Source organism: Pseudomonas sp. GNP013, from assembly GCF_054343995.1.
The window spans coordinates 478,012-499,050 of the sequence record NZ_JBTGUT010000001.1; the positions used below are offsets into that span (position 1 = coordinate 478,012).

At 57.1% G+C, this 21,039-nt stretch carries 14 protein-coding genes, 2 tRNA genes, 2 rRNA genes and 1 pseudogene; 16 read left to right on the top strand and 3 right to left on the bottom strand.

Annotated elements, in window-relative coordinates; all coding sequences use genetic code 11:
* Nucleotides 1-113 precede the first annotated feature (113 nt).
* The 3 genes and pseudogenes from ACXX81_RS02205 to ACXX81_RS02215 form a co-directional block, all read left to right on the top strand.
* On the top strand, nucleotides 114-992 hold the full coding sequence (locus tag ACXX81_RS02205; protein ID WP_458571137.1) for a heme/hemin ABC transporter substrate-binding protein: 879 nt from the start codon (nucleotides 114-116) through the stop codon (nucleotides 990-992).
* Complete coding sequence (locus ACXX81_RS02210; protein ID WP_458571138.1) at nucleotides 989-2,026, top strand: FecCD family ABC transporter permease; 1,038 nt, start codon at nucleotides 989-991, stop codon at nucleotides 2,024-2,026. The genes ACXX81_RS02205 and ACXX81_RS02210 overlap by 4 nt, the downstream gene beginning before the upstream one ends.
* A gap of 47 nt (nucleotides 2,027-2,073) precedes the next feature.
* Nucleotides 2,074-2,793 (top strand): annotated as a pseudogene (locus tag ACXX81_RS02215) (heme ABC transporter ATP-binding protein); the annotation flags it as partial.
* A gap of 225 nt (nucleotides 2,794-3,018) precedes the next feature.
* Here the strand turns inward: ACXX81_RS02215 and ACXX81_RS02220 are convergent.
* The 3 genes from ACXX81_RS02220 to ACXX81_RS02230 form a co-directional block, all read right to left on the bottom strand.
* Complete coding sequence (locus tag ACXX81_RS02220; protein ID WP_209984856.1) at nucleotides 3,019-3,291, bottom strand: TfoX/Sxy family protein; 273 nt, start codon at nucleotides 3,289-3,291, stop codon at nucleotides 3,019-3,021.
* Nucleotides 3,292-3,484: 193 nt separating this feature from the next.
* Nucleotides 3,485-3,829, bottom strand: a complete 345-nt coding sequence (locus ACXX81_RS02225) for a pentapeptide repeat-containing protein (RefSeq protein WP_209984853.1) — start codon at nucleotides 3,827-3,829, stop codon at nucleotides 3,485-3,487.
* A 92-nt stretch (nucleotides 3,830-3,921) separates the two neighbouring features.
* Nucleotides 3,922-5,478 carry a bifunctional aminoglycoside phosphotransferase/ATP-binding protein gene (locus tag ACXX81_RS02230; RefSeq protein WP_458571139.1) on the bottom strand — a complete coding sequence of 519 codons (1,557 nt, stop codon included), beginning with the start codon at nucleotides 5,476-5,478 and terminating at the stop codon, nucleotides 3,922-3,924.
* A gap of 119 nt (nucleotides 5,479-5,597) precedes the next feature.
* On the opposite strand from ACXX81_RS02230, the gene mrcB reads away from it, so the two are divergent.
* The 13 genes from mrcB (at nucleotide 5,598) to ACXX81_RS02295 (ending at nucleotide 20,912) form a co-directional block, all read left to right on the top strand.
* A complete protein-coding gene (gene mrcB / locus ACXX81_RS02235; RefSeq protein WP_209984847.1) occupies nucleotides 5,598-7,922 on the top strand; it encodes a penicillin-binding protein 1B in 2,325 nt (774 codons plus the stop codon).
* Nucleotides 7,923-7,939: 17 nt separating this feature from the next.
* Nucleotides 7,940-8,671 carry a tetratricopeptide repeat protein gene (locus ACXX81_RS02240; RefSeq protein ID WP_209984844.1) on the top strand — a complete coding sequence of 244 codons (732 nt, stop codon included), beginning with the start codon at nucleotides 7,940-7,942 and terminating at the stop codon, nucleotides 8,669-8,671.
* Nucleotides 8,671-9,000 carry a YqcC family protein gene (locus ACXX81_RS02245; protein ID WP_209984841.1) on the top strand — a complete coding sequence of 110 codons (330 nt, stop codon included), beginning with the start codon at nucleotides 8,671-8,673 and terminating at the stop codon, nucleotides 8,998-9,000. Before ACXX81_RS02240 ends, ACXX81_RS02245 begins: the two co-directional genes overlap by 1 nt.
* Nucleotides 9,001-9,432: 432 nt before the next feature.
* Nucleotides 9,433-11,157 carry an acetolactate synthase 3 large subunit gene (locus ACXX81_RS02250; protein WP_209984825.1) on the top strand — a complete coding sequence of 575 codons (1,725 nt, stop codon included), beginning with the start codon at nucleotides 9,433-9,435 and terminating at the stop codon, nucleotides 11,155-11,157.
* Nucleotides 11,158-11,159: 2 nt separating this feature from the next.
* Complete coding sequence (ilvN, locus tag ACXX81_RS02255) at nucleotides 11,160-11,651, top strand: acetolactate synthase small subunit (protein WP_003176102.1); 492 nt, start codon at nucleotides 11,160-11,162, stop codon at nucleotides 11,649-11,651.
* Between the two features lie 47 nt (nucleotides 11,652-11,698).
* Nucleotides 11,699-12,715, top strand: coding sequence for a ketol-acid reductoisomerase (gene ilvC / locus ACXX81_RS02260; protein WP_003234988.1), 1,017 nt, complete (start codon nucleotides 11,699-11,701; stop codon nucleotides 12,713-12,715).
* Between the two features lie 145 nt (nucleotides 12,716-12,860).
* Nucleotides 12,861-13,718: a CDP-diacylglycerol--serine O-phosphatidyltransferase gene (pssA, locus tag ACXX81_RS02265; RefSeq protein WP_003234985.1), complete on the top strand. Its 858-nt coding sequence runs from the start codon at nucleotides 12,861-12,863 to the stop codon at nucleotides 13,716-13,718.
* Nucleotides 13,719-13,781: 63 nt separating this feature from the next.
* Complete coding sequence (msrP, locus tag ACXX81_RS02270) at nucleotides 13,782-14,795, top strand: protein-methionine-sulfoxide reductase catalytic subunit MsrP (protein WP_209984822.1); 1,014 nt, start codon at nucleotides 13,782-13,784, stop codon at nucleotides 14,793-14,795.
* Complete coding sequence (gene msrQ, locus ACXX81_RS02275; protein WP_209984819.1) at nucleotides 14,795-15,415, top strand: protein-methionine-sulfoxide reductase heme-binding subunit MsrQ; 621 nt, start codon at nucleotides 14,795-14,797, stop codon at nucleotides 15,413-15,415. Before msrP ends, msrQ begins: the two co-directional genes overlap by 1 nt.
* Before the next feature lie 544 nt (nucleotides 15,416-15,959).
* A 16S ribosomal RNA gene (locus ACXX81_RS02280) occupies nucleotides 15,960-17,496 on the top strand.
* Nucleotides 17,497-17,620: 124 nt separating this feature from the next.
* A tRNA-Ile gene (locus ACXX81_RS02285) sits at nucleotides 17,621-17,697 on the top strand.
* A 10-nt stretch (nucleotides 17,698-17,707) separates the two neighbouring features.
* Nucleotides 17,708-17,783 (top strand) — tRNA-Ala (locus tag ACXX81_RS02290).
* Nucleotides 17,784-18,020: 237 nt separating this feature from the next.
* Nucleotides 18,021-20,912: ribosomal RNA gene (locus ACXX81_RS02295) — 23S ribosomal RNA — on the top strand.
* Together the 16S and 23S rRNA genes with 2 tRNA genes alongside form the textbook arrangement of a ribosomal RNA operon.
* Nucleotides 20,913-21,039 lie beyond the last annotated feature (127 nt).

Below are 21,039 nucleotides of genomic sequence, written 5' to 3' on the forward strand. Positions count from 1 at the left end.
AATGCCGGCTTCGTCCGTCAGTTGATCTTGCGCTCAGTACGATGCCCGGCAGCGTTTATCTGTCACATCAACGAGTGCCGGAGCGGCTTCGTCCCTTGGAAGGAAACCCTGTTATGCGCCTGTGTACCAGCGCTATCGCGCTTGTTGTCGGACTGCTGGTCAACCCCGGGGCGCACGCCTCGGAACTGCCACAACGCTGGGTGAGTGCCGGTGGCGCGCTGACCGAGTGGGTGGTCGCCCTGGGTGGCGAGTCGACACTGGTGGGGGTGGACACTACCAGTCAGCATCCCGAGTCGGTCAAGGCGCTGCCCAGTATCGGTTATCAGCGGCAATTGTCGGCTGAAGGCATTCTGAGCTTGCGCCCGCAGGTACTCATCGGCACCGAAGAAATGGGCCCGCCGCCGGTACTGGCGCAGGTACGCGGCGCGGGTGTGCAAGTGGAGATGTTCTCCGCGCAGGCGGATTTGCCAACCCTCAAGGGCAACCTTGAGCATTTGGGCAAGTTGCTGGGCAATGAGGCCAAGGCTCGCCAATTGTTTAGCGGATACGAGCAGGCACTGAATCAGCAGAAAAGCGCGGTCGTCAAGGCGCAGACCACGCAACAGGCGCCAGGTGTATTGCTGCTGCTCGGCCACGCGGGGGGCAAGCCGCTGATCGCCGGCAAGGACACGGCGGCGGATTGGCTGTTGCAACAGGCGGGCGGGCATAACCTGGCGACCCACACCGGTTACAAGCCGTTCTCGGCCGAGTCGCTGGCGGGTTTGAGTCCGGATGTACTGGTGTTTGCCGATCGGGCCCTGACCGGCGAAGCGGCGCGTGCGGCGTTGTTCAAGGAAAATCCGATCCTGGCCGCAACGCCTGCCGCCAAAAATGGCCGCGTGGTTGAACTGGACCCAACCCTGTTGGTGGGCGGGCTCGGACCGCGTCTGCCGCAAAGCCTGGTGAAACTGTCTGCCGGGTTTTATCCGTCTCAGGCTGAATCCGCCCCATGACGACATTGGTCAGACCCAAGACCCTGTTTATTGGCTTGGCATTGTTATGTGTCCTTGCGATCTGGCTTTCGTTGGCCCTGGGCCCTGTCAGCCTGCCGTTGCTGGATACGCTCAGGGCCGCTTTGCGTTTGATGGGCTTGCCGATTGACCCTCAAGGGTTGGAGCAGGCGGAGCTGATCCTTGGGCAGATCCGTTTGCCGCGCACCTTGCTGGGCCTGGCGGTCGGTGGCGTGCTGGCGTTGTCGGGCGTGGCGATGCAGGGTTTGTTTCGCAACCCGTTGGCCGATCCCGGGTTGGTGGGTGTGTCCAGCGGTGCTGCGTTGGGCGCGGCGGTCGCGATTGTTGGCGGTTCGTTGTTCGGCGGCTTGCCGGATGCGGTCGGCCCTTATCTTTTGTCGTTGTGTGCATTCCTCGGCGGTTTGGGCGTGACGGCGCTGGTTTACCGTCTGGGCCGGCGAAACGGGCAGACCCATGTGGCGACTATGCTGCTGGCCGGCATCGCCCTGACCGCGTTGGCCGGTTCTGCGGTAGGCCTGTTCACTTATCTGGCGGACGACGCCACCTTGCGCACCTTGACCTTCTGGAACCTGGGGAGCCTGAACGGCGCCAGTTATTCTCGGTTGTGGCCTTTATTGCTGGTGAGCGCGGCGGTGGCGCTGTGGCTGCCGCGCCGCGCGAAGGCGTTGAATGCGCTGTTGCTGGGCGAGTCCGAGGCTGGGCACTTGGGTATTGATGTCGAAGGGCTCAAGCGTGAACTGGTGTTTTGTACGGCGCTCGGCGTAGGCGCGGCGGTGGCGGCGGCGGGGATGATCGGGTTTGTTGGGTTGGTGGTGCCCCATCTGGTGCGATTGCTGGCCGGTCCCGACCATCGGGTGTTGCTACCCGCCTCAATATTGGCGGGTGCGAGTCTGCTGTTGTTTGCCGATCTGGTGGCTCGCCTGGCGCTGGCACCGGCTGAATTGCCGATCGGGATTGTGACGGCGTTTATCGGCGCGCCGTTTTTTCTTTATCTCTTGTTGCGGGGGCGCGCCTGATGCTGCGAGTAGAGGCGCTGCAGGTTCGTCGGGGTCGCACAACCGTATTGGCGAATGTCACCCTGGCGCTGTTGCCGGGTGAGGTGCTCGGTGTACTGGGCCCGAATGGCGCCGGCAAAAGTACCTTGCTCGGTGCATTGTGCGGTGAGTTGCAGCCCGACCAGGGCAAGGTGTGGCTGGACCAGCAGGAGTTGAAGCACTGGAGCGGCGCGCAACGCGCCCAGCGCCTGGCCGTGCTGCCCCAGTCCTCGACCCTGGATTTTGCCTTTCGCGTCGAAGAGGTGGTTGGCATGGGGCGCCTGCCCCATCAAACCGGGCGAGTACGTGATGATGAAATCATTGAGGCCGCGTTGCAGGCGTCGGATGTCGGGCACTTGATCGGTCGCAGCTACCTCTCGCTGTCCGGCGGCGAGCGTCAGCGTGTGCACCTGGCGCGGGTTTTGGCGCAGTTATGGCCGGGTGAGACGGGGCAGACGTTGCTGTTGGACGAGCCGACATCAATGCTTGACCCACTGCACCAGCACACTGTCTTGCAGGCGATACGCACTTTTGCCGATCAAGGCGCGGCAGTGCTGGTGATTCTGCATGACTTGAACCTGGCCGCACGTTATTGCGACCGAATTCTGCTGCTGGAAAAGGGACGTCCTCATGCATTGGACACGCCGGCGCAGGTCTTGCGGCCCGGCCCGCTCAAAGCCGTATTTGGCCTTGATGTGTTGGTGCAGCCGCACCCGGAACGTGGACATCCGCTGATCATTGCTCGCTAGCAGGACTTTCTTACGGGCAAAAAAAGACCCGGCAAGAGCCGGGTCAAATAACCGTGATTAGCCTGATGAGGAGATAATCTGAGAGTCCGAACCAATGGTCTTTCAGTTATCGGCTGATCTCGCGACCAGTTGTGATAATCATAACGATTCTCATTTGAGAGTCAACAGCTGATTTTGAACGACGCTGTGTTTTCCTCAAACGCTTGTTCGAAACAGCCCCGTGACTTAATTCTTCTGGCGCGCTGCAATGGCGTCCAGCTGGCGATTCAACGCTTCCTTGCGTTCGGCAGGGATGTCATTCCAGTGAACATTCAGCAACGCCCCCTCGATGGCATATAACAACACTTTCGAGGCACGGAAGCCGCGCGTGCGCACGGCGCGGTATGCGTCGACCGCGCCCAGGCGGCGCAGGTCGGAGGCACTGTGGATGCCCACCGCATGCAGCCATTGCGCCGACGTCTTGCCAAGATTTTTCAGGAGTTGCAGCTCATCGTTCATCAAGCCTCCTTGCGACGGCCGAATGGTGCGGTGGGTATCGTGACCAGGCAAGCCTGAAAAGGAGTGTAGCGCTCAGCAGGAAAAGCGTGATTCTTTACGAAGAAACGGCCAAATGCTTATAAGAATGGCGCGAAAATTTTGACGGCAGCGTCCGTGCCACGCGTCCTGCGTGGCCGGGCGTCATAAAAGGGCGTTATCTGGTGCGATAGCGCAGGCGCGTTCCGAAGTTGACCGACATAAGGATCTCATCGGCAGTCAATTGCGGCGGAAAGTAAGTCCCGGAGATCTGCGCGTGGGCCAGGCTTGCACCTTCCAATGGGCAATCGCGCAGATCCAGGCCGCGCAAATCAGCGGAGCGGAAATACGCGTCAGTGAAATCCACACCCGCGGCGTCCAGTTCACGCAGGTCCAGCCCACGGAAATCGCCACCGCGCATGTCGATCACGCCGTCTTTGGGGCGTTCCTGATTGAAGCCGCGAATATCGTCTTTATGCAAAAGCGAGTAGAGCGGGGTATCGAGAAGCTTCGGCTGACTCATGATGGCAATACCAGCTGGAGGTAGTAAGCCATTATAGTGCCACTATTTCTGGGTCGTGCGACGAAGCCGACGACACGACCAAGAAACTTTTCTTACAGGCCCGGCAAGCGCTGACGAATATGCGCAACCAACGCATCCAGCGTGCCGCTTTCATTGGTTTCTACCCGTTGGCTGAGGATCAACTCCTCGGCTGTCAGCGGATCGCGATTGGCGTGCTGTTCGCCGATAACCGCCAGCGTAGCGTCGGAAGGATCGCTCTTATCTGCCTGACGCTGCGCCAACCAGTTGGCGATAACCGCTTGCGGTGCGTTGCAATCCAGAATCAGAAACGGCGCGCCTGTGGCTTCGGCGACCTTGGCGGCGGCTTCGCGCTGCTCGCGTTTCAGAAAGGTAGCGTCCAGCACCACCGGGAAGCCGGCGCGCAGCACGGTGTCGGCGATTTCGTTCAGGCGCGCGTAGGTTTTCGCGCTGGCATCTACCGCATAAATGCCCGCCTGTGGCGCGTTTTCAACCTGCTGCTCACCAAACAGACGCTTGCGCTCCACGTCCGAACGCAGGCGCACGGCGCCCAGCGCTTCGACCAGACGCATGCTGACGGTGCTCTTGCCCACCGCCGACACACCGTGGGTAATCGCCAGGAAGCGCGACGGAATGGTGCTGTAGCTCTCCGCCAGGTTGGCGTAGTTGCGGTACTGGCGCAGCGTGGTGGCGCGTTGCACCGCGCTTGCTTCGCTCGGCATGCTGAACAGCGCGACCTTGGCGCGTACCAACGCGCGGTAAGCCTTGTAGAAATTCAGCACTTCCAGGCCCTGATAATCGCCCGTCAGTTCCAGGTACTGGCTGATAAAGCGCCGTGCCAGCGACTTGAGCCCACGGTCTTCCAGGTCCATGGCCAGGAAGCCGGTGTCGGCGTACACGTCGGTGAAACGAAACGGCTCGTTGAATTCGATGCAGTCGAAAATCACCACCTGGCCATCAATCACGGTGGCGTTGCCCAAGTGGATATCACCGTGACATTCACGGGTAAAACCCTCGGCCTTGCGCTGGGCCAGCAGCGGCTTGAGGCGATCGAAGCTGCTTTCGGCCCAGGCTTGCAGCGCTTCGAGCTGCAGAAGGTCGGCCTTGTCGCTGAGGAAGGGACGAATTTGTTCGAAGTTCTGCCGCACTGGCGCCATCACTTCGTCCGGCGTGCCGGCCGCATGCTCCTGTGGGACTTTTGGCGCGGTGAGGTGAAACTGCGCGATCTGCCTGGCCATCTCGTCGATGTGTGCACTGGTCAGCTCGCCATTGGCCTGCAAGGTGCTGAGCATCTGGCTTTGCGGGAACTGGCGCATTTTCAGCGCGTATTCGATCACCGGTCCGTCGCCGCCCAGCTGTGGAGATTCGGCAGTGCCGGTAATTGGCAACACCTCAAGATACAAATCTTTGGTCAGGCGCTGGTTGAGGCGCAATTCTTCATTGCAGAAGTGACCGCGTTTTTCCAGATCGGTGAAATCCAGGAAGCCGAAGTTCATCGGTTTCTTCAATTTATAGGCGTAGGGGCCGGTGAGGATGACCCAGGAAATATGGGTCTCAATGACGTGGAACGCTTCAACCGGATGCGGGTACAACGCCGGGTTTTGCAGGGCAGCGATCAGGGACTGGCTCACGGGCGATCCTTCAGAGTCTGGAAAAATTCATGGCGGGCATTATGGCCGCTACGGGCGGTCGTGCAAACCGCTGTCCGGCTCATGTTGATCATCAAATAAAGTGCGTATAATCCGCCGCCATGACTCGATCCCGATCTCCCCGTTCCCGTAAAAAACCTCCTTCCCGTGGCCTGCGCCCATGGCTTGGCTGGGCGCTCAAGCTCGGCCTCGTGGGCCTGGTAGTGCTCGCCGGCTTCGCGGTGTACCTCGATGCGGTGGTGCAGGAGAAATTCTCCGGCAAGCGCTGGACCATTCCGGCCAAGGTCTACGCCCGCCCGCTGGAGCTGTTTACCGGCCAGAAGCTGAGCAAGGACGACTTCCTCACCGAACTCGATGCTTTGGGCTATCGCCGCGAGCCCGTGAGCAATGGCCCGGGTTCTGCGGCTGTCAGCGGCAATACCGTGGACTTGAACACGCGCGGCTTCCAGTTCTATGAAGGGCTGGAAAAAGCCCAGCCGGTTCGCGTGCGGTTTTCCGGTGACTACGTGGCCGAGCTGTCGTCGCTAAACGGCTCGAAGCTGCCGGTGGTGCGCCTTGAACCGCTGATGATCGGTGGGATTTATCCTAAAAACCTGGAAGACCGCATCCTGATCAAGCTCGATCAGGTGCCGCCTTATCTGTTGGAAACCCTGGTCGCCGTGGAAGACCGCGATTTCTACAGCCACTGGGGCGTGTCGCCGAAGTCGATTGCGCGTGCCATCTGGGTCAACACATCCGGCGGCAAGATGACTCAGGGCGGCAGTACGCTGACGCAACAATTGGTCAAGAACTTCTACCTCACCAGTGAGCGCAGCCTGACCCGCAAGCTCACCGAAGCCATGATGGCCATGCTGCTGGAGCTGCACTACAGCAAGCAGGAGATTCTCGAGGCGTATCTCAACGAGGTCTTCGTCGGCCAGGATGGCCAGCGCGCGGTGCACGGTTTCGGTCTGGCCAGCCAGTTCTTCTTTGGCCAACCGCTGTCCGAGTTGAAGCTGCATCAAGTCGCGTTGCTGGTGGGCATGGTCAAGGGGCCGTCCTACTACAACCCGCGGCGCAACCCGGAGCGCGCGCTGGAGCGTCGCAACCTGGTCTTGGATGTGCTTGAACAGCAAGGCGTCGCTACCGCTGAACAGGTCGCCGCAGCGAAGAAAATGCCTCTGGGTGTGACGACTCGTGGCAAGCTGGCGGACAGCTCCTTCCCGGGCTTTATCGACCTGGTCAAACGCCAGTTGCGTGAAGACTACCGCGACGAAGACTTGACCGAAGAGGGCCTGCGCATCTTCACCAGTTTTGACCCGATTCTGCAGATGAAAGCCGAGGCGTCCGTCAACGACACCTTCAAGCGTCTTACCGGGCGTAAAGGTTCCGATGAAGTGGAAGCGGCCATGGTCGTGACCAACCCGGAAACCGGTGAAGTTCAGGCCATGATCGGCAGCCGTCAGGCCAGTTTTGCCGGCTTCAACCGCGCACTGGATGCGGTGCGGCCGATTGGCTCGCTGGTCAAGCCGGCGGTCTACCTCACTGCGTTGGAAAAACCGAGCAAATACACCCTCACCAGTTGGCTCTCCGATGATCCGTTATCGGTCAAGGGGGCTGATGGCCAGGTGTGGACGCCGCAGAACTTTGATAGACGCTCCCATGGCACGGTGTTCCTTTATCAAGGGCTCGCGCATTCCTACAATATCTCGACCTCGCGGCTGGGCCTCGAAGTGGGCGTGCCGAATGTGCTCAAAACGCTGGCGCGGCTGGGTATCACTCGCGAATTCCCGGCGTTCCCGTCGATCCTGCTGGGGGCGGGTGCGATGACGCCGATGGAAGTCGCGACCATGTACCAGACCCTTGCCAACGGGGGCTTCAACACGCCGATGCGCGGGATTCGCAGCGTGCTCACGGCCGACGGTGAGCCGCTCAAGCGTTACCCGTTCCAGATTCAGCAGCGCTTCGATGCAGGCTCCATTTACCTCATCCAGAACGCCATGCAACGCGTGATGCGTGAAGGTACGGGTAGCTCGGTCTATAAAGTCCTGCCATCGAACCTCACACTGGCGGGCAAGACCGGTACCAGTAACGATTCGCGTGACAGCTGGTTCGCCGGCTTCGGCCAGGATGTGCTGGCGGTGGTGTGGCTGGGCCGCGACGACAACGGCAAGACGCCGTTCACCGGCGCGACCGGTGCGCTGCAGGTGTGGACCAGTTTCATGCGCAAGGCCGATCCGCTGCCGCTGAATATGCCGCAGCCGGACAACATCGTGCAGGCCTGGATTGATCCGCACAGTGGGCAAGGTTCTGATGCCAACTGTCCGGGTGCGGTGCAGATGCCGTATATTCGCGGCAGCGAGCCACCACCCGGTCCCGCATGCGGTGGCAGTGCGCCTGCGGATGCGGATTCGGTGATGGATTGGGTCAAGGGCTGGATGCATTAAGCAAACGAGGGTTTCAAGTGAACAAGTTGTGGATTCCAGCTATTACTGTCCTGGCCTTGCTGGGCGGTTGCTCCAGCGTGCAGCGCGGCTCGATTCCCGTGGTGGATGCGAGCAGCAACGCTTCCAGCAATGACCGGATCTCGGCCAATGGCGGGTTCCGCCAGACCGTGACCAACCGCCCGGCGCAGGCCAAACCTCAGGCAATGCCTCAGGATTCCGGCGTGGTGGTGATGGTGCCGGGCAGCGGCGCCGCCACTGCGGCGCCGATCAGTGCCGAACCGTGGACACCCGGTCCGAGCAGCTCCGCACCGATCGACACCGCGCCGGTTCAGGCGGCACCGATCAATCAGGGGTCGTACAGCATGCCTTCGTCGCCCAGCGGCGTTCCGTCCTCCTCCGGCGGTGGCTTGTCTGCTGACGAACAACTGGATGGTCCGGTACTGGCCTTGCTCACCACCGCCCAGCAACAGCAGGCTGGTGGCGATTTGAACGGCGCATCCTCAAGCCTTGAGCGCGCCCAGCGTGTGGCGCCGCGTGAACCGCAAGTGCTGTATCGCCTGGCGCAAGTGCGCATGGCCCAGGGCGATGCGCCGCAAGCCGAACAGTTCGCCCGTCGTGGGCTGAGTCTGGCCAACGGTCGTCCCGACCTGCAAGCCAGCCTGTGGGCCTTGATCGGTGATGCGCGTGCGGCCCAGGGCGACGCCGCCGGCGCTGCCCAGGCCCGCCAGAAAGCCAAGGTCAGCCTCTGATGGATGGGCGTTTTCCAGCGATTGCCGAACAGTTATTGCTGATTGAGCGCGAGTTGCGTGTGCAAGGCTGGTGGGATGAGCAATCCCCCAGCATGGAGGCGCTCAGCAGTGTCGAGCCTTTCTCGGTCGACACCCTGGACTTTCACCAGTGGCTGCAGTGGATCTTCCTGGTACGCATGAAGCAGATTCTTGAACAGGATCTGCCATTGCCCAACGCTTCAGGGATTCTGGAGATGGCCGAGATGGTTTATGCCGATCGGCCACGGGAAAGCCTTGGATTGCGCAATGCGCTGAAAAAGTTCGACCAATTGATCGTCGACGCTCGTTAATTGCCTGGCTGTCGGGTTTTTCGGCAGTCTTGCGCATATTTCTACCGCTTGACGACATTCAGGCGAGTTTTATCCCTCATCAAACGCCTTTCTTCTGCGTTCTCATGCGCTTAGTTGGAAAAAAGCGCAATTATTGCTTGACTTGAACGGCCTGAAACAGAAGAATCCAAAGTCCGCTGTATCGGGACTGCCAGAAGCAGGCCCGCTCGGCAGATCATGAGGCGCATATCCGCGCCGACCTGTTACACCCGCAACGCGTTACCTCGCGCTGGGTGGGAAAATCCCGCAACACTTGGGACGATCCCAATACTTGCTCAGTCAGTGCTGACGTAGTCGGCGACCACCGTCGCTCATGCTCTGTTGAGAAGTAAACCTATTAAGACCCGTCGGTTTTTCAACGGACGGTATTCTGGCGTTTTAGAGGTGAACAACGTGGAGCTTTTATCTGGCGGTGAGATGCTCGTCCGCTTTTTGCGTGACGAAGGCGTCGACTATATCTACGGGTACCCAGGTGGTGCTCTGCTTCATGTTTATGACGCACTGTTCAAGGAACCGGCTGTTACCCACATCCTGGTTCGCCACGAACAGGCCGCGACCCATATGGCTGACGGTTATGCCCGTGCCACCGGTAAAGCCGGCGTGGTCCTGGTAACGTCCGGCCCAGGCGCAACCAATGCCATTACCGGCATCGCGACTGCGTATATGGACTCCATTCCGATGGTGATCATCTCCGGCCAGGTGGCCAGCACCCTGGTGGGCACCGACGCATTCCAGGAAACCGACATGATCGGTATCTCCCGGCCGATCGTGAAACACAGCTTCATGATCAAGCACGCGTCGGAGATCCCGGAAGTCATGAAGAAGGCGTTCTACCTCGCACAGTCCGGTCGCCCGGGCCCTGTGGTGGTCGATATCCCGAAAGACATGACCAATCCGGCTGAAAAATTCGAATACATCTTTCCGAAGAAAGCCAAGCTGCGTTCCTACAGCCCGGCCGTGCGTGGGCACTCGGGGCAGATCCGCAAGGCGGCAGAAATGCTCCTGGCGGCCAAGCGCCCTGTGCTTTATTCCGGTGGTGGCGTGATTCTGGGCGGCGGCTCCGCACAGTTGACTGAGCTGGCCAGGCTGCTCAACTTGCCGGTGACCAACACCCTGATGGGTCTCGGCGCCTTCCCGGGCACCGACCGTCAGTTCGTCGGTATGCTCGGCATGCACGGCAGCTACACCGCCAACCAGGCCATGCACCACGCTGACGTGATCCTGGCCGTGGGCGCGCGGTTCGATGACCGAGTGATCAACGGCGCGAGCAAATTCTGCCCAAATGCCAAGATCATCCATATCGACATCGATCCGGCATCCATCTCCAAGACCATCAAGGCTGACGTGCCGATCGTGGGACCTGTGGAGAGCGTATTGACCGAAATGGTCGCTGCACTCAAGGATATTGGCGAAACGCCGAACAAGGAATCCGTCGCCAGTTGGTGGAAGCAGATCGACGAGTGGCGCGGTGATCGCGGCCTGTTCCCTTACAACAAGGGCGACGGCAGCATCATCAAACCGCAAACCGTGATCGAAACCCTGTGCGAAGTGACCAAGGGCGATGCCTTTGTAACCTCCGATGTGGGCCAGCATCAGATGTTCGCGGCGCAGTACTACACCTTCGACAAGCCCAACCGCTGGATCAACTCAGGTGGCCTGGGCACGATGGGTTTTGGTTTTCCTGCGGCCATGGGCGTGAAACTGAGCTTCCCGGATGCCGACGTCGCCTGCGTCACCGGCGAGGGCAGCATCCAGATGAACATTCAGGAATTGTCAACATGCCTGCAGTACGGCCTGCCGGTGAAGATCGTCTGCCTGAACAACGGCGTGCTGGGTATGGTTCGTCAGTGGCAGGACATGAGCTACGGCAGCCGTCACTCCCATTCCTACATGGAATCGTTGCCGGATTTCGTCAAGTTGGTTGAAGCCTATGGCCACGTCGGCATGCGCATCACCGATCTGAAAGATCTGAAGCCGAAGATGGAAGAGGCATTCGCCATGAAGGACCGCCTGGTGTTCCTCGATATTCAAGTGGACACCAGTGAGCACGTCTATCCGATGCAGATCAAAGACGGCTCCATGCGCGACATGTGGCTGAACAAGACGGAGCGTACTTAATCATGCGGCACATCATCTCCCTGCTTCTGGAGAACGAACCCGGCGCTCTGTCTCGTGTTGTCGGCCTGTTTTCGCAACGCAACTACAACATCGAAAGCCTGACCGTGGCACCGACCGAAGACCCGACGCTGTCGCGCCTGACGTTAACTACTGTTGGCCACGATGAGGTGATCGAGCAGATCACCAAGAACCTCAACAAGCTGATCGAGGTGGTCAAGCTGGTCGACCTGTCTGAAAGTGCCCACATCGAGCGCGAGCTGATGCTGGTCAAGGTCAAGGCTACGGGTGCCCAACGTGCCGAGATCAAGCGGACCACCGACATTTATCGCGGGCAGATCGTCGATGTGAGCGCCAGCGTTTATACCGTTCAACTGACCGGTACCAGCGACAAGCTGGACAGCTTCATCCAGTCGATCGGGACGGCCTCGATTCTGGAAACCGTACGCAGTGGTGTCACCGGGATTGCCCGTGGCGACAAAGTACTCAGCATCTAACCCAAATTAGCGAATGGCCTTACGGCCTGGATATATAGAGGAACCTCATGAAAGTTTATTACGATAAAGATTGTGACCTGTCGATCATCCAGGGCAAGAAAGTCGCCATCATCGGCTACGGTTCCCAGGGGCACGCGCAAGCTTGCAACCTCAAGGACTCCGGCGTTGACGTCACCGTCGGCCTGCGCAAAGGCTCGGCTACCGTTGCCAAGGCTGAGGCCCACGGCCTGAAAGTGACCGACGTGGCTTCCGCTGTGGCGGCTGCCGACGTGGTCATGATCCTGACCCCGGACGAGTTCCAGTCCGCGCTGTACAAGAATGAAATCGAGCCGAACATCAAAAAGGGCGCCACCCTGGCCTTCTCCCACGGCTTTGCGATTCATTACAACCAGGTTGTGCCGCGTGCCGACCTCGACGTGATCATGATCGCGCCGAAAGCACCGGGCCACACCGTGCGTTCTGAATTCGTCAAAGGCGGCGGTATCCCTGACCTGATCGCGATCTATCAGGACGCGTCCGGCAACGCCAAAAACGTTGCGCTGTCCTACGCCTCCGGCGTGGGTGGCGGTCGTACCGGCATCATCGAAACCACCTTCAAGGACGAGACCGAAACCGACCTGTTCGGCGAACAGGCCGTGCTGTGCGGCGGCACCGTCGAGCTGGTCAAAGCCGGTTTCGAAACCCTGGTTGAAGCGGGCTACGCGCCGGAAATGGCCTACTTCGAATGCCTGCACGAACTGAAGCTGATCGTTGACCTCATGTACGAAGGCGGTATCGCCAACATGAACTACTCGATCTCCAACAACGCCGAATACGGCGAGTACGTGACTGGCCCGGAAGTGATCAACGCCGAGTCCCGTCAGGCGATGCGCAACGCTCTGAAACGTATTCAGGACGGCGAATACGCCAAGATGTTCATCAGCGAAGGTGCTACCGGCTACCCTTCGATGACCGCCAAGCGTCGCAACAACGCCGCTCACGGTATCGAAGTCATCGGCGAGCAACTGCGCTCCATGATGCCGTGGATCGGTGCCAACAAGATCGTCGACAAAGCCAAGAACTAAGTCGTACGTATCAAGGGAAAACGCGGCCTAGGCCGCGTTTTTTCGTTTGGGAGGCGTGTTCTGGTATAAAGCTGCATCGTTTGCGGGCGAACACTCGCCGCAAGTATTTGTCGAATTTTTTTCACACCGTTGCAAGGTAAAGTCCATGAGCGAACGTCCCGAAGAGCCAAACCAGGCTTACGACGCCGAAAGCATGCTGCCCATCGATGAACATGTCGAAGAAGGGCATGACGCTGAAGGCCGCAAGGTCCGGCATCGTGGCATCTATTTGCTGCCGAACCTGTTCACCACGGCGAACCTGTTTGCCGGCTTCTATTCCATCATCAATTCCATGAGTGCCCAGAGCGCGCTGGCGGCAGGTGACGCGGCAAGTGCCAGCAAGTATTTCGGTTTTGCCGCCATCGCCATTTTCGTGGCCATGGTGCTGGACGGCCTTGATGGTCGTGTAGCGCGAATGACCAATACCCAGAGTGCCTTCGGCGCCGAGTACGACTCGCTGTCGGACATGGTTGCCTTTGGTGTGGCGCCCGCGCTGCTGGCATTTGCCTGGGCGCTGGGTGACATGGGCAAGGTGGGCTGGATGGTTGCCTTCATCTATGTGGCAGGCGCCGCGTTGCGCCTGGCGCGTTTCAATACACAAGTCGGTACTGCCGACAAGCGCTACTTCATCGGCCTCGCCAGCCCGGCAGCTGCCGGCGTGGTTGCGGGGATTGTCTGGGCATTCAGTGACTACGGCATCCAGGGTTCGAAAATGTCGTTCCTGGTGGCGCTGATGGTAGCGGCTGCCGGGATGCTGATGGTCAGCAACATCAAGTACAACAGCTTCAAGGAGTTTGACCTCAAGGGTCGGGTGCCTTTCGTGGCCATTCTGGTAGTGGTGCTGGTGTTTGCAGTGGTATTCAGCGATCCGCCGCGCATCTTGCTGCTGGCTTTCCTGGTCTACGCGGCTTCCGGGCCGGTTCAGTATCTGCTGCATATGCGTCGGGACAAAACATTGTCTTAATGTAATTTCCCCCATACTCCGCAGTCTATTGGTGCATCTGTCCTCCAATGCTGCGGAGTTGCCATGTTAATCAAACTGCCTAAAGCGTCCGATTGCCACGAATCGGATGTCACGCCTGAATCCTTTTACCTCTCTCGCCGCAGCATACTCGGCGGTGCGCTTGCCGGTATGGCTGCAGCCAGCCTGCCGCGTTGGGCGAGTGCCGAGGACGCGGCCCGCTATGCCGATGTCGAGCCGGGCAGGGCGCCGAGTTGGTTCACCGAAAAGTTGCCTGGTACGCAATGGAATGCGGTCACCGTCAAGGACGAGGCCATCACACCGTTCAAGGACGCGACCCATTACAACAATTTCTATGAGTTCGGTACCGATAAGGGTGACCCGGCGAATAACGCGGGTTCACTCAAGACCGAACCCTGGAGTGTGGTGATCGATGGTGAAGTCGGCAAGCCAGGGCGCTATGCTCTGGAAGACTTCATGAAGCCCTATCAGTTGGAAGAGCGAATCTACCGTCTGCGCTGCGTTGAGGCGTGGTCGATGGTCATTCCCTGGATCGGTTTTCCAATTTCGGCCTTGCTCAAGCAGGTCGAGCCTACGTCCAAGGCCAAGTACATTCGTTTCGAAACCCTTCAAGATCCAAAAAGCATGCCTGGGCAGCGCTCGAATTTCGGCCTGATCGACTGGCCCTATGTAGAAGGGTTGCGCCTGGATGAGGCGATGAACCCGCTGGCGATTCTTGCCGTCGGCATGTATGGGCGTGAGTTGCCCAATCAGAATGGTGCGCCTTTGCGCTTGGTGGTGCCGTGGAAGTATGGCTTCAAGAGTGTGAAGTCCATTGTGCGTATCAGTCTGGTGAGTGAGCAGCCTAAGACGACTTGGCAGAGTATCGCGGCCGATGAGTACGGCTTTTATGCGAACGTGAACCCTACGGTTGACCATCCACGCTGGACACAGGCCCGGGAGCGGCGGTTGCCGAGTGGCCTGTTCAGCCCGAATGTTCGGGAGACTCAGATGTTCAACGGCTATGGGGATGAGGTCGCTTCTCTATATACCGGTCTGGATTTGCGGAAGAACTACTGATGCGCTATCCCATCTGGCGCATCGGCGTCTTTATTGCAGCGGGTGTATGGCCGTTGTTCTGGCTCTATGAGGCGTGGAGTTCTGCGCTCGGTCCGGATCCGGGTAAAGTCCTGGTTGATCGGCTTGGCCTGGGCACCTTGATTCTGTTGCTGATCACCCTGTGCATGACGCCCCTGCAAAAACTGAGTGGCTGGGCGGGGTGGATAGCCGTGCGCCGGCAATTGGGGTTGTGGTGTTTCGCTTACGTGGTGCTGCACCTGGCAGCTTATTGCGTTTTCGTGCTGGGGTTGGATTGGTCGCAGCTGGGCGTTGAGTTGCGCAAGCGGCCATACATTATTGTTGGAGCGTTGGGCTTTCTGTGTTTGCTGGTGCTTGCGGTCACGTCGAATCGCTATAGCCAGCGGCGACTGGGTAGTCGTTGGAAGAGGCTGCACCGGCTTGTGTATGGCGTTCTCGGGCTTGGGTTGCTGCACATGTTATGGATCGTACGAGCGGATCTGAAGGAGTGGGCGATCTATGCCTCTATAGGCGCGTTGCTTCTGGTACTGCGAATTCCGCCTGTGATGCGCCGTATTCCCCGGCTTATTGCAAAAAAACCAGCTTCTGCAACAAAAGTGTAATTAGTGCTTGACGGCAGATTCTGGAAGTCTATAATTCGCCCCACTTCCGGCGCAGTCGAAACGGAAAACTCCTTGGTAAACAAGTAGTTACGCAAGATTCGACAGTGAGTTGCTTCAGTTCATCGAAGTCCAGAAGAAGTTGATAGTGCGGTGTTGTCTGGCGCTATTAACGTTTCGATCTTCTCGGTCGAAAGCGGAGAAAAAGAGGTGTTGACAGCAGCGTGTAACGCTGTAGAATTCGCCTCCCGCTAACGAGAGATCGGAAGCGCAAGTGGTTGAAGTTGTTGAAGAATTCTTCGAAAGCTTCTGAAAATAATCACTTGACAGCAAATGAGGCTGCTGTAGAATGCGCGCCTCGGTTGAGACGAAAGATCTTAACCAACCGCTCTTTAACAACTGAATCAAGCAATTCGTGTGGGTGCTTGTGGAGTCAGACTGATAGTCAACAAGATTATCAGCATCACAAGTTACTCCGCGAGAAATCAAAGAATAACCAACGATTGCTGAGCCAAGTTTAGGGTTTCTTAAAAACCCAAAGATGTTTGAACTGAAGAGTTTGATCATGGCTCAGATTGAACGCTGGCGGCAGGCCTAACACATGCAAGTCGAGCGGTAGAGAGAAGCTTGCTTCTCTTGAGAGCGGCGGACGGGTGAGTAATGCCTAGGAATCTGCCTGGTAGTGGGGGATAACGTTCGGAAACGGACGCTAATACCGCATACGTCCTACGGGAGAAAGCAGGGGACCTTCGGGCCTTGCGCTATCAGATGAGCCTAGGTCGGATTAGCTAGTTGGTGGGGTAATGGCTCACCAAGGCGACGATCCGTAACTGGTCTGAGAGGATGATCAGTCACACTGGAACTGAGACACGGTCCAGACTCCTACGGGAGGCAGCAGTGGGGAATATTGGACAATGGGCGAAAGCCTGATCCAGCCATGCCGCGTGTGTGAAGAAGGTCTTCGGATTGTAAAGCACTTTAAGTTGGGAGGAAGGGCAGTTACCTAATACGTGATTGTTTTGACGTTACCGACAGAATAAGCACCGGCTAACTCTGTGCCAGCAGCCGCGGTAATACAGAGGGTGCAAGCGTTAATCGGAATTACTGGGCGTAAAGCGCGCGTAGGTGGTTTGTTAAGTTGGATGTGAAATCCCCGGGCTCAACCTGGGAACTGCATTCAAAACTGACTGACTAGAGTATGGTAGAGGGTGGTGGAATTTCCTGTGTAGCGGTGAAATGCGTAGATATAGGAAGGAACACCAGTGGCGAAGGCGACCACCTGGACTAATACTGACACTGAGGTGCGAAAGCGTGGGGAGCAAACAGGATTAGATACCCTGGTAGTCCACGCCGTAAACGATGTCAACTAGCCGTTGGAAGCCTTGAGCTTTTAGTGGCGCAGCTAACGCATTAAGTTGACCGCCTGGGGAGTACGGCCGCAAGGTTAAAACTCAAATGAATTGACGGGGGCCCGCACAAGCGGTGGAGCATGTGGTTTAATTCGAAGCAACGCGAAGAACCTTACCAGGCCTTGACATCCAATGAACTTTCTAGAGATAGATTGGTGCCTTCGGGAACATTGAGACAGGTGCTGCATGGCTGTCGTCAGCTCGTGTCGTGAGATGTTGGGTTAAGTCCCGTAACGAGCGCAACCCTTGTCCTTAGTTACCAGCACGTAATGGTGGGCACTCTAAGGAGACTGCCGGTGACAAACCGGAGGAAGGTGGGGATGACGTCAAGTCATCATGGCCCTTACGGCCTGGGCTACACACGTGCTACAATGGTCGGTACAGAGGGTTGCCAAGCCGCGAGGTGGAGCTAATCCCACAAAACCGATCGTAGTCCGGATCGCAGTCTGCAACTCGACTGCGTGAAGTCGGAATCGCTAGTAATCGCGAATCAGAATGTCGCGGTGAATACGTTCCCGGGCCTTGTACACACCGCCCGTCACACCATGGGAGTGGGTTGCACCAGAAGTAGCTAGTCTAACCTTCGGGAGGACGGTTACCACGGTGTGATTCATGACTGGGGTGAAGTCGTAACAAGGTAGCCGTAGGGGAACCTGCGGCTGGATCACCTCCTTAATCGACGACATCAGCTGCTCCATAAGTTCCCACACGAATTGCTTGATTCATTGAAGAAGACGATAGAAGCAGCTTTAAGCTCCAAGCTGATAGCTCTTAGCTAATCAGTTACGCGCTCGAAATTGGGTCTGTAGCTCAGTTGGTTAGAGCGCACCCCTGATAAGGGTGAGGTCGGCAGTTCGAATCTGCCCAGACCCACCAATTTTGTTATGGGGCCATAGCTCAGCTGGGAGAGCGCCTGCCTTGCACGCAGGAGGTCAACGGTTCGATCCCGTTTGGCTCCACCATTAACTGCTTCTGCTGTTAGAGTTTAGAAATGAATATTCTGACGTGAATATTGATTTCTAGTCTTTGATTAGATCGTTCTTTAAAAATTTGGGTATGTGATAGAAAGATAGACTGAACGTTACTTTCACTGGTAACGGATCAGGCTAAGGTAAAATTTGTGAGTTCTCTTAACTGAGAAATTCGAATTTTCGGCGAATGTTGTCTTCACAGTATAACCAGATTGCTTGGGGTTATATGGTCAAGTGAAGAAGCGCATACGGTGGATGCCTTGGCAGTCAGAGGCGATGAAAGACGTGGTAGCCTGCGAAAAGCTTCGGGGAGTCGGCAAACAGACTTTGATCCGGAGATGTCTGAATGGGGGAACCCAGCCATCATAAGATGGTTATCTTACGCTGAATACATAGGCGTAAGAGGCGAACCAGGGGAACTGAAACATCTAAGTACCCTGAGGAAAAGAAATCAACCGAGATTCCCTTAGTAGTGGCGAGCGAACGGGGACTAGCCCTTAAGTGGCTTTGAGATTAGCGGAACGCTCTGGAAAGTGCGGCCATAGTGGGTGATAGCCCTGTACGCGAAAATCTCTTAGTCATGAAATCGAGTAGGACGGAGCACGAGAAACTTTGTCTGAATATGGGGGGACCATCCTCCAAGGCTAAATACTACTGACTGACCGATAGTGAACTAGTACCGTGAGGGAAAGGCGAAAAGAACCCCGGAGAGGGGAGTGAAATAGATCCTGAAACCGTATGCGTACAAGCAGTGGGAGCCCACTTTGTTGGGTGACTGCGTACCTTTTGTATAATGGGTCAGCGACTTATTTTCAGTGGCGAGCTTAACCGAATAGGGGAGGCGTAGCGAAAGCGAGTCTTAATAGGGCGTCTAGTCGCTGGGAATAGACCCGAAACCGGGCGATCTATCCATGGGCAGGTTGAAGGTTGGGTAACACTAACTGGAGGACCGAACCGACTACCGTTGAAAAGTTAGCGGATGACCTGTGGATCGGAGTGAAAGGCTAATCAAGCTCGGAGATAGCTGGTTCTCCTCGAAAGCTATTTAGGTAGCGCCTCATGTATCACTGTAGGGGGTAGAGCACTGTTTCGGCTAGGGGGTCATCCCGACTTACCAAACCGATGCAAACTCCGAATACCTACAAGTGCCGAGCATGGGAGACACACGGCGGGTGCTAACGTCCGTCGTGAAAAGGGAAACAACCCAGACCGTCAGCTAAGGTCCCAAAGTTATGGTTAAGTGGGAAACGATGTGGGAAGGCTTAGACAGCTAGGAGGTTGGCTTAGAAGCAGCCACCCTTTAAAGAAAGCGTAATAGCTCACTAGTCGAGTCGGCCTGCGCGGAAGATGTAACGGGGCTCAAACCATACACCGAAGCTACGGGTATCACGTAAGTGATGCGGTAGAGGAGCGTTCTGTAAGCCTGTGAAGGTGAGTTGAGAAGCTTGCTGGAGGTATCAGAAGTGCGAATGCTGACATGAGTAACGACAATGGGTGTGAAAAACACCCACGCCGAAAGACCAAGGTTTCCTGCGCAACGTTAATCGACGCAGGGTTAGTCGGTCCCTAAGGCGAGGCTGAAAAGCGTAGTCGATGGAAAACAGGTTAATATTCCTGTACTTCTGGTTATTGCGATGGAGGGACGGAGAAGGCTAGGCCAGCTTGGCGTTGGTTGTCCAAGTTTAAGGTGGTAGGCTGAGATCTTAGGTAAATCCGGGATCTTAAGGCCGAGAGCTGATGACGAGTGTTCTTTTAGAACACGAAGTGGTTGATGCCATGCTTCCAAGAAAAGCTTCTAAGCTTCAGGTAACCAGGAACCGTACCCCAAACCGACACAGGTGGTTGGGTAGAGAATACCAAGGCGCTTGAGAGAACTCGGGTGAAGGAACTAGGCAAAATGGCACCGTAACTTCGGGAGAAGGTGCGCCGGTGAGGGTGAAGGACTTGCTCCGTAAGCTCATGCCGGTCGAAGATACCAGGCCGCTGCGACTGTTTATTAAAAACACAGCACTCTGCAAACACGAAAGTGGACGTATAGGGTGTGACGCCTGCCCGGTGCCGGAAGGTTAATTGATGGGGTTAGCTAACGCGAAGCTCTTGATCGAAGCCCCGGTAAACGGCGGCCGTAACTATAACGGTCCTAAGGTAGCGAAATTCCTTGTCGGGTAAGTTCCGACCTGCACGAATGGCGTAACGATGGCGGCGCTGTCTCCACCCGAGACTCAGTGAAATTGAAATCGCTGTGAAGATGCAGTGTATCCGCGGCTAGACGGAAAGACCCCGTGAACCTTTACTATAGCTTTGCACTGGACTTTGAATTTGCTTGTGTAGGATAGGTGGGAGGCTTTGAAGCGTGGACGCCAGTCTGCGTGGAGCCAACCTTGAAATACCACCCTGGCAACTTTGAGGTTCTAACTCAGGTCCGTTATCCGGATCGAGGACAGTGTATGGTGGGTAGTTTGACTGGGGCGGTCTCCTCCTAAAGAGTAACGGAGGAGTACGAAGGTGCGCTCAGACCGGTCGGAAATCGGTCGTAGAGTATAAAGGCAAAAGCGCGCTTGACTGCGAGACAGACACGTCGAGCAGGTACGAAAGTAGGTCTTAGTGATCCGGTGGTTCTGTATGGAAGGGCCATCGCTCAACGGATAAAAGGTACTCCGGGGATAACAGGCTGATACCGCCCAAGAGTTCATATCGACGGCGGTGTTTGGCACCTCGATGTCGGCTCATCACATCCTGGGGCTGAAGCCGGTCCCAAGGGTATGGCTGTTCGCCATTTAAAGTGGTACGCGAGCTGGGTTTAGAACGTCGTGAGACAGTTCGGTCCCTATCTGCCGTGGACGTTTGAGATTTGAGAGGGGCTGCTCCTAGTACGAGAGGACCGGAGTGGACGAACCTCTGGTGTTCCGGTTGTCACGCCAGTGGCATTGCCGGGTAGCTATGTTCGGAATAGATAACCGCTGAAAGCATCTAAGCGGGAAACTAGCCTCAAGATGAGATCTCACTGGAACCTTGAGTTCCCTGAAGGGCCGTCGAAGACTACGACGTTGATAGGTTGGGTGTGTAAGCGCTGTGAGGCGTTGAGCTAACCAATACTAATTGCCCGTGAGGCTTGACCATATAACACCCAAGCAATTTGACTACTCCTGACTTGGAAACAAGTAGAAGCATCAGATTGCGGTGTGTGAAGACGAGATGAACCGAAAGTTCGACGCTCACAAAACACCGACAGCTGTCACATACCCAA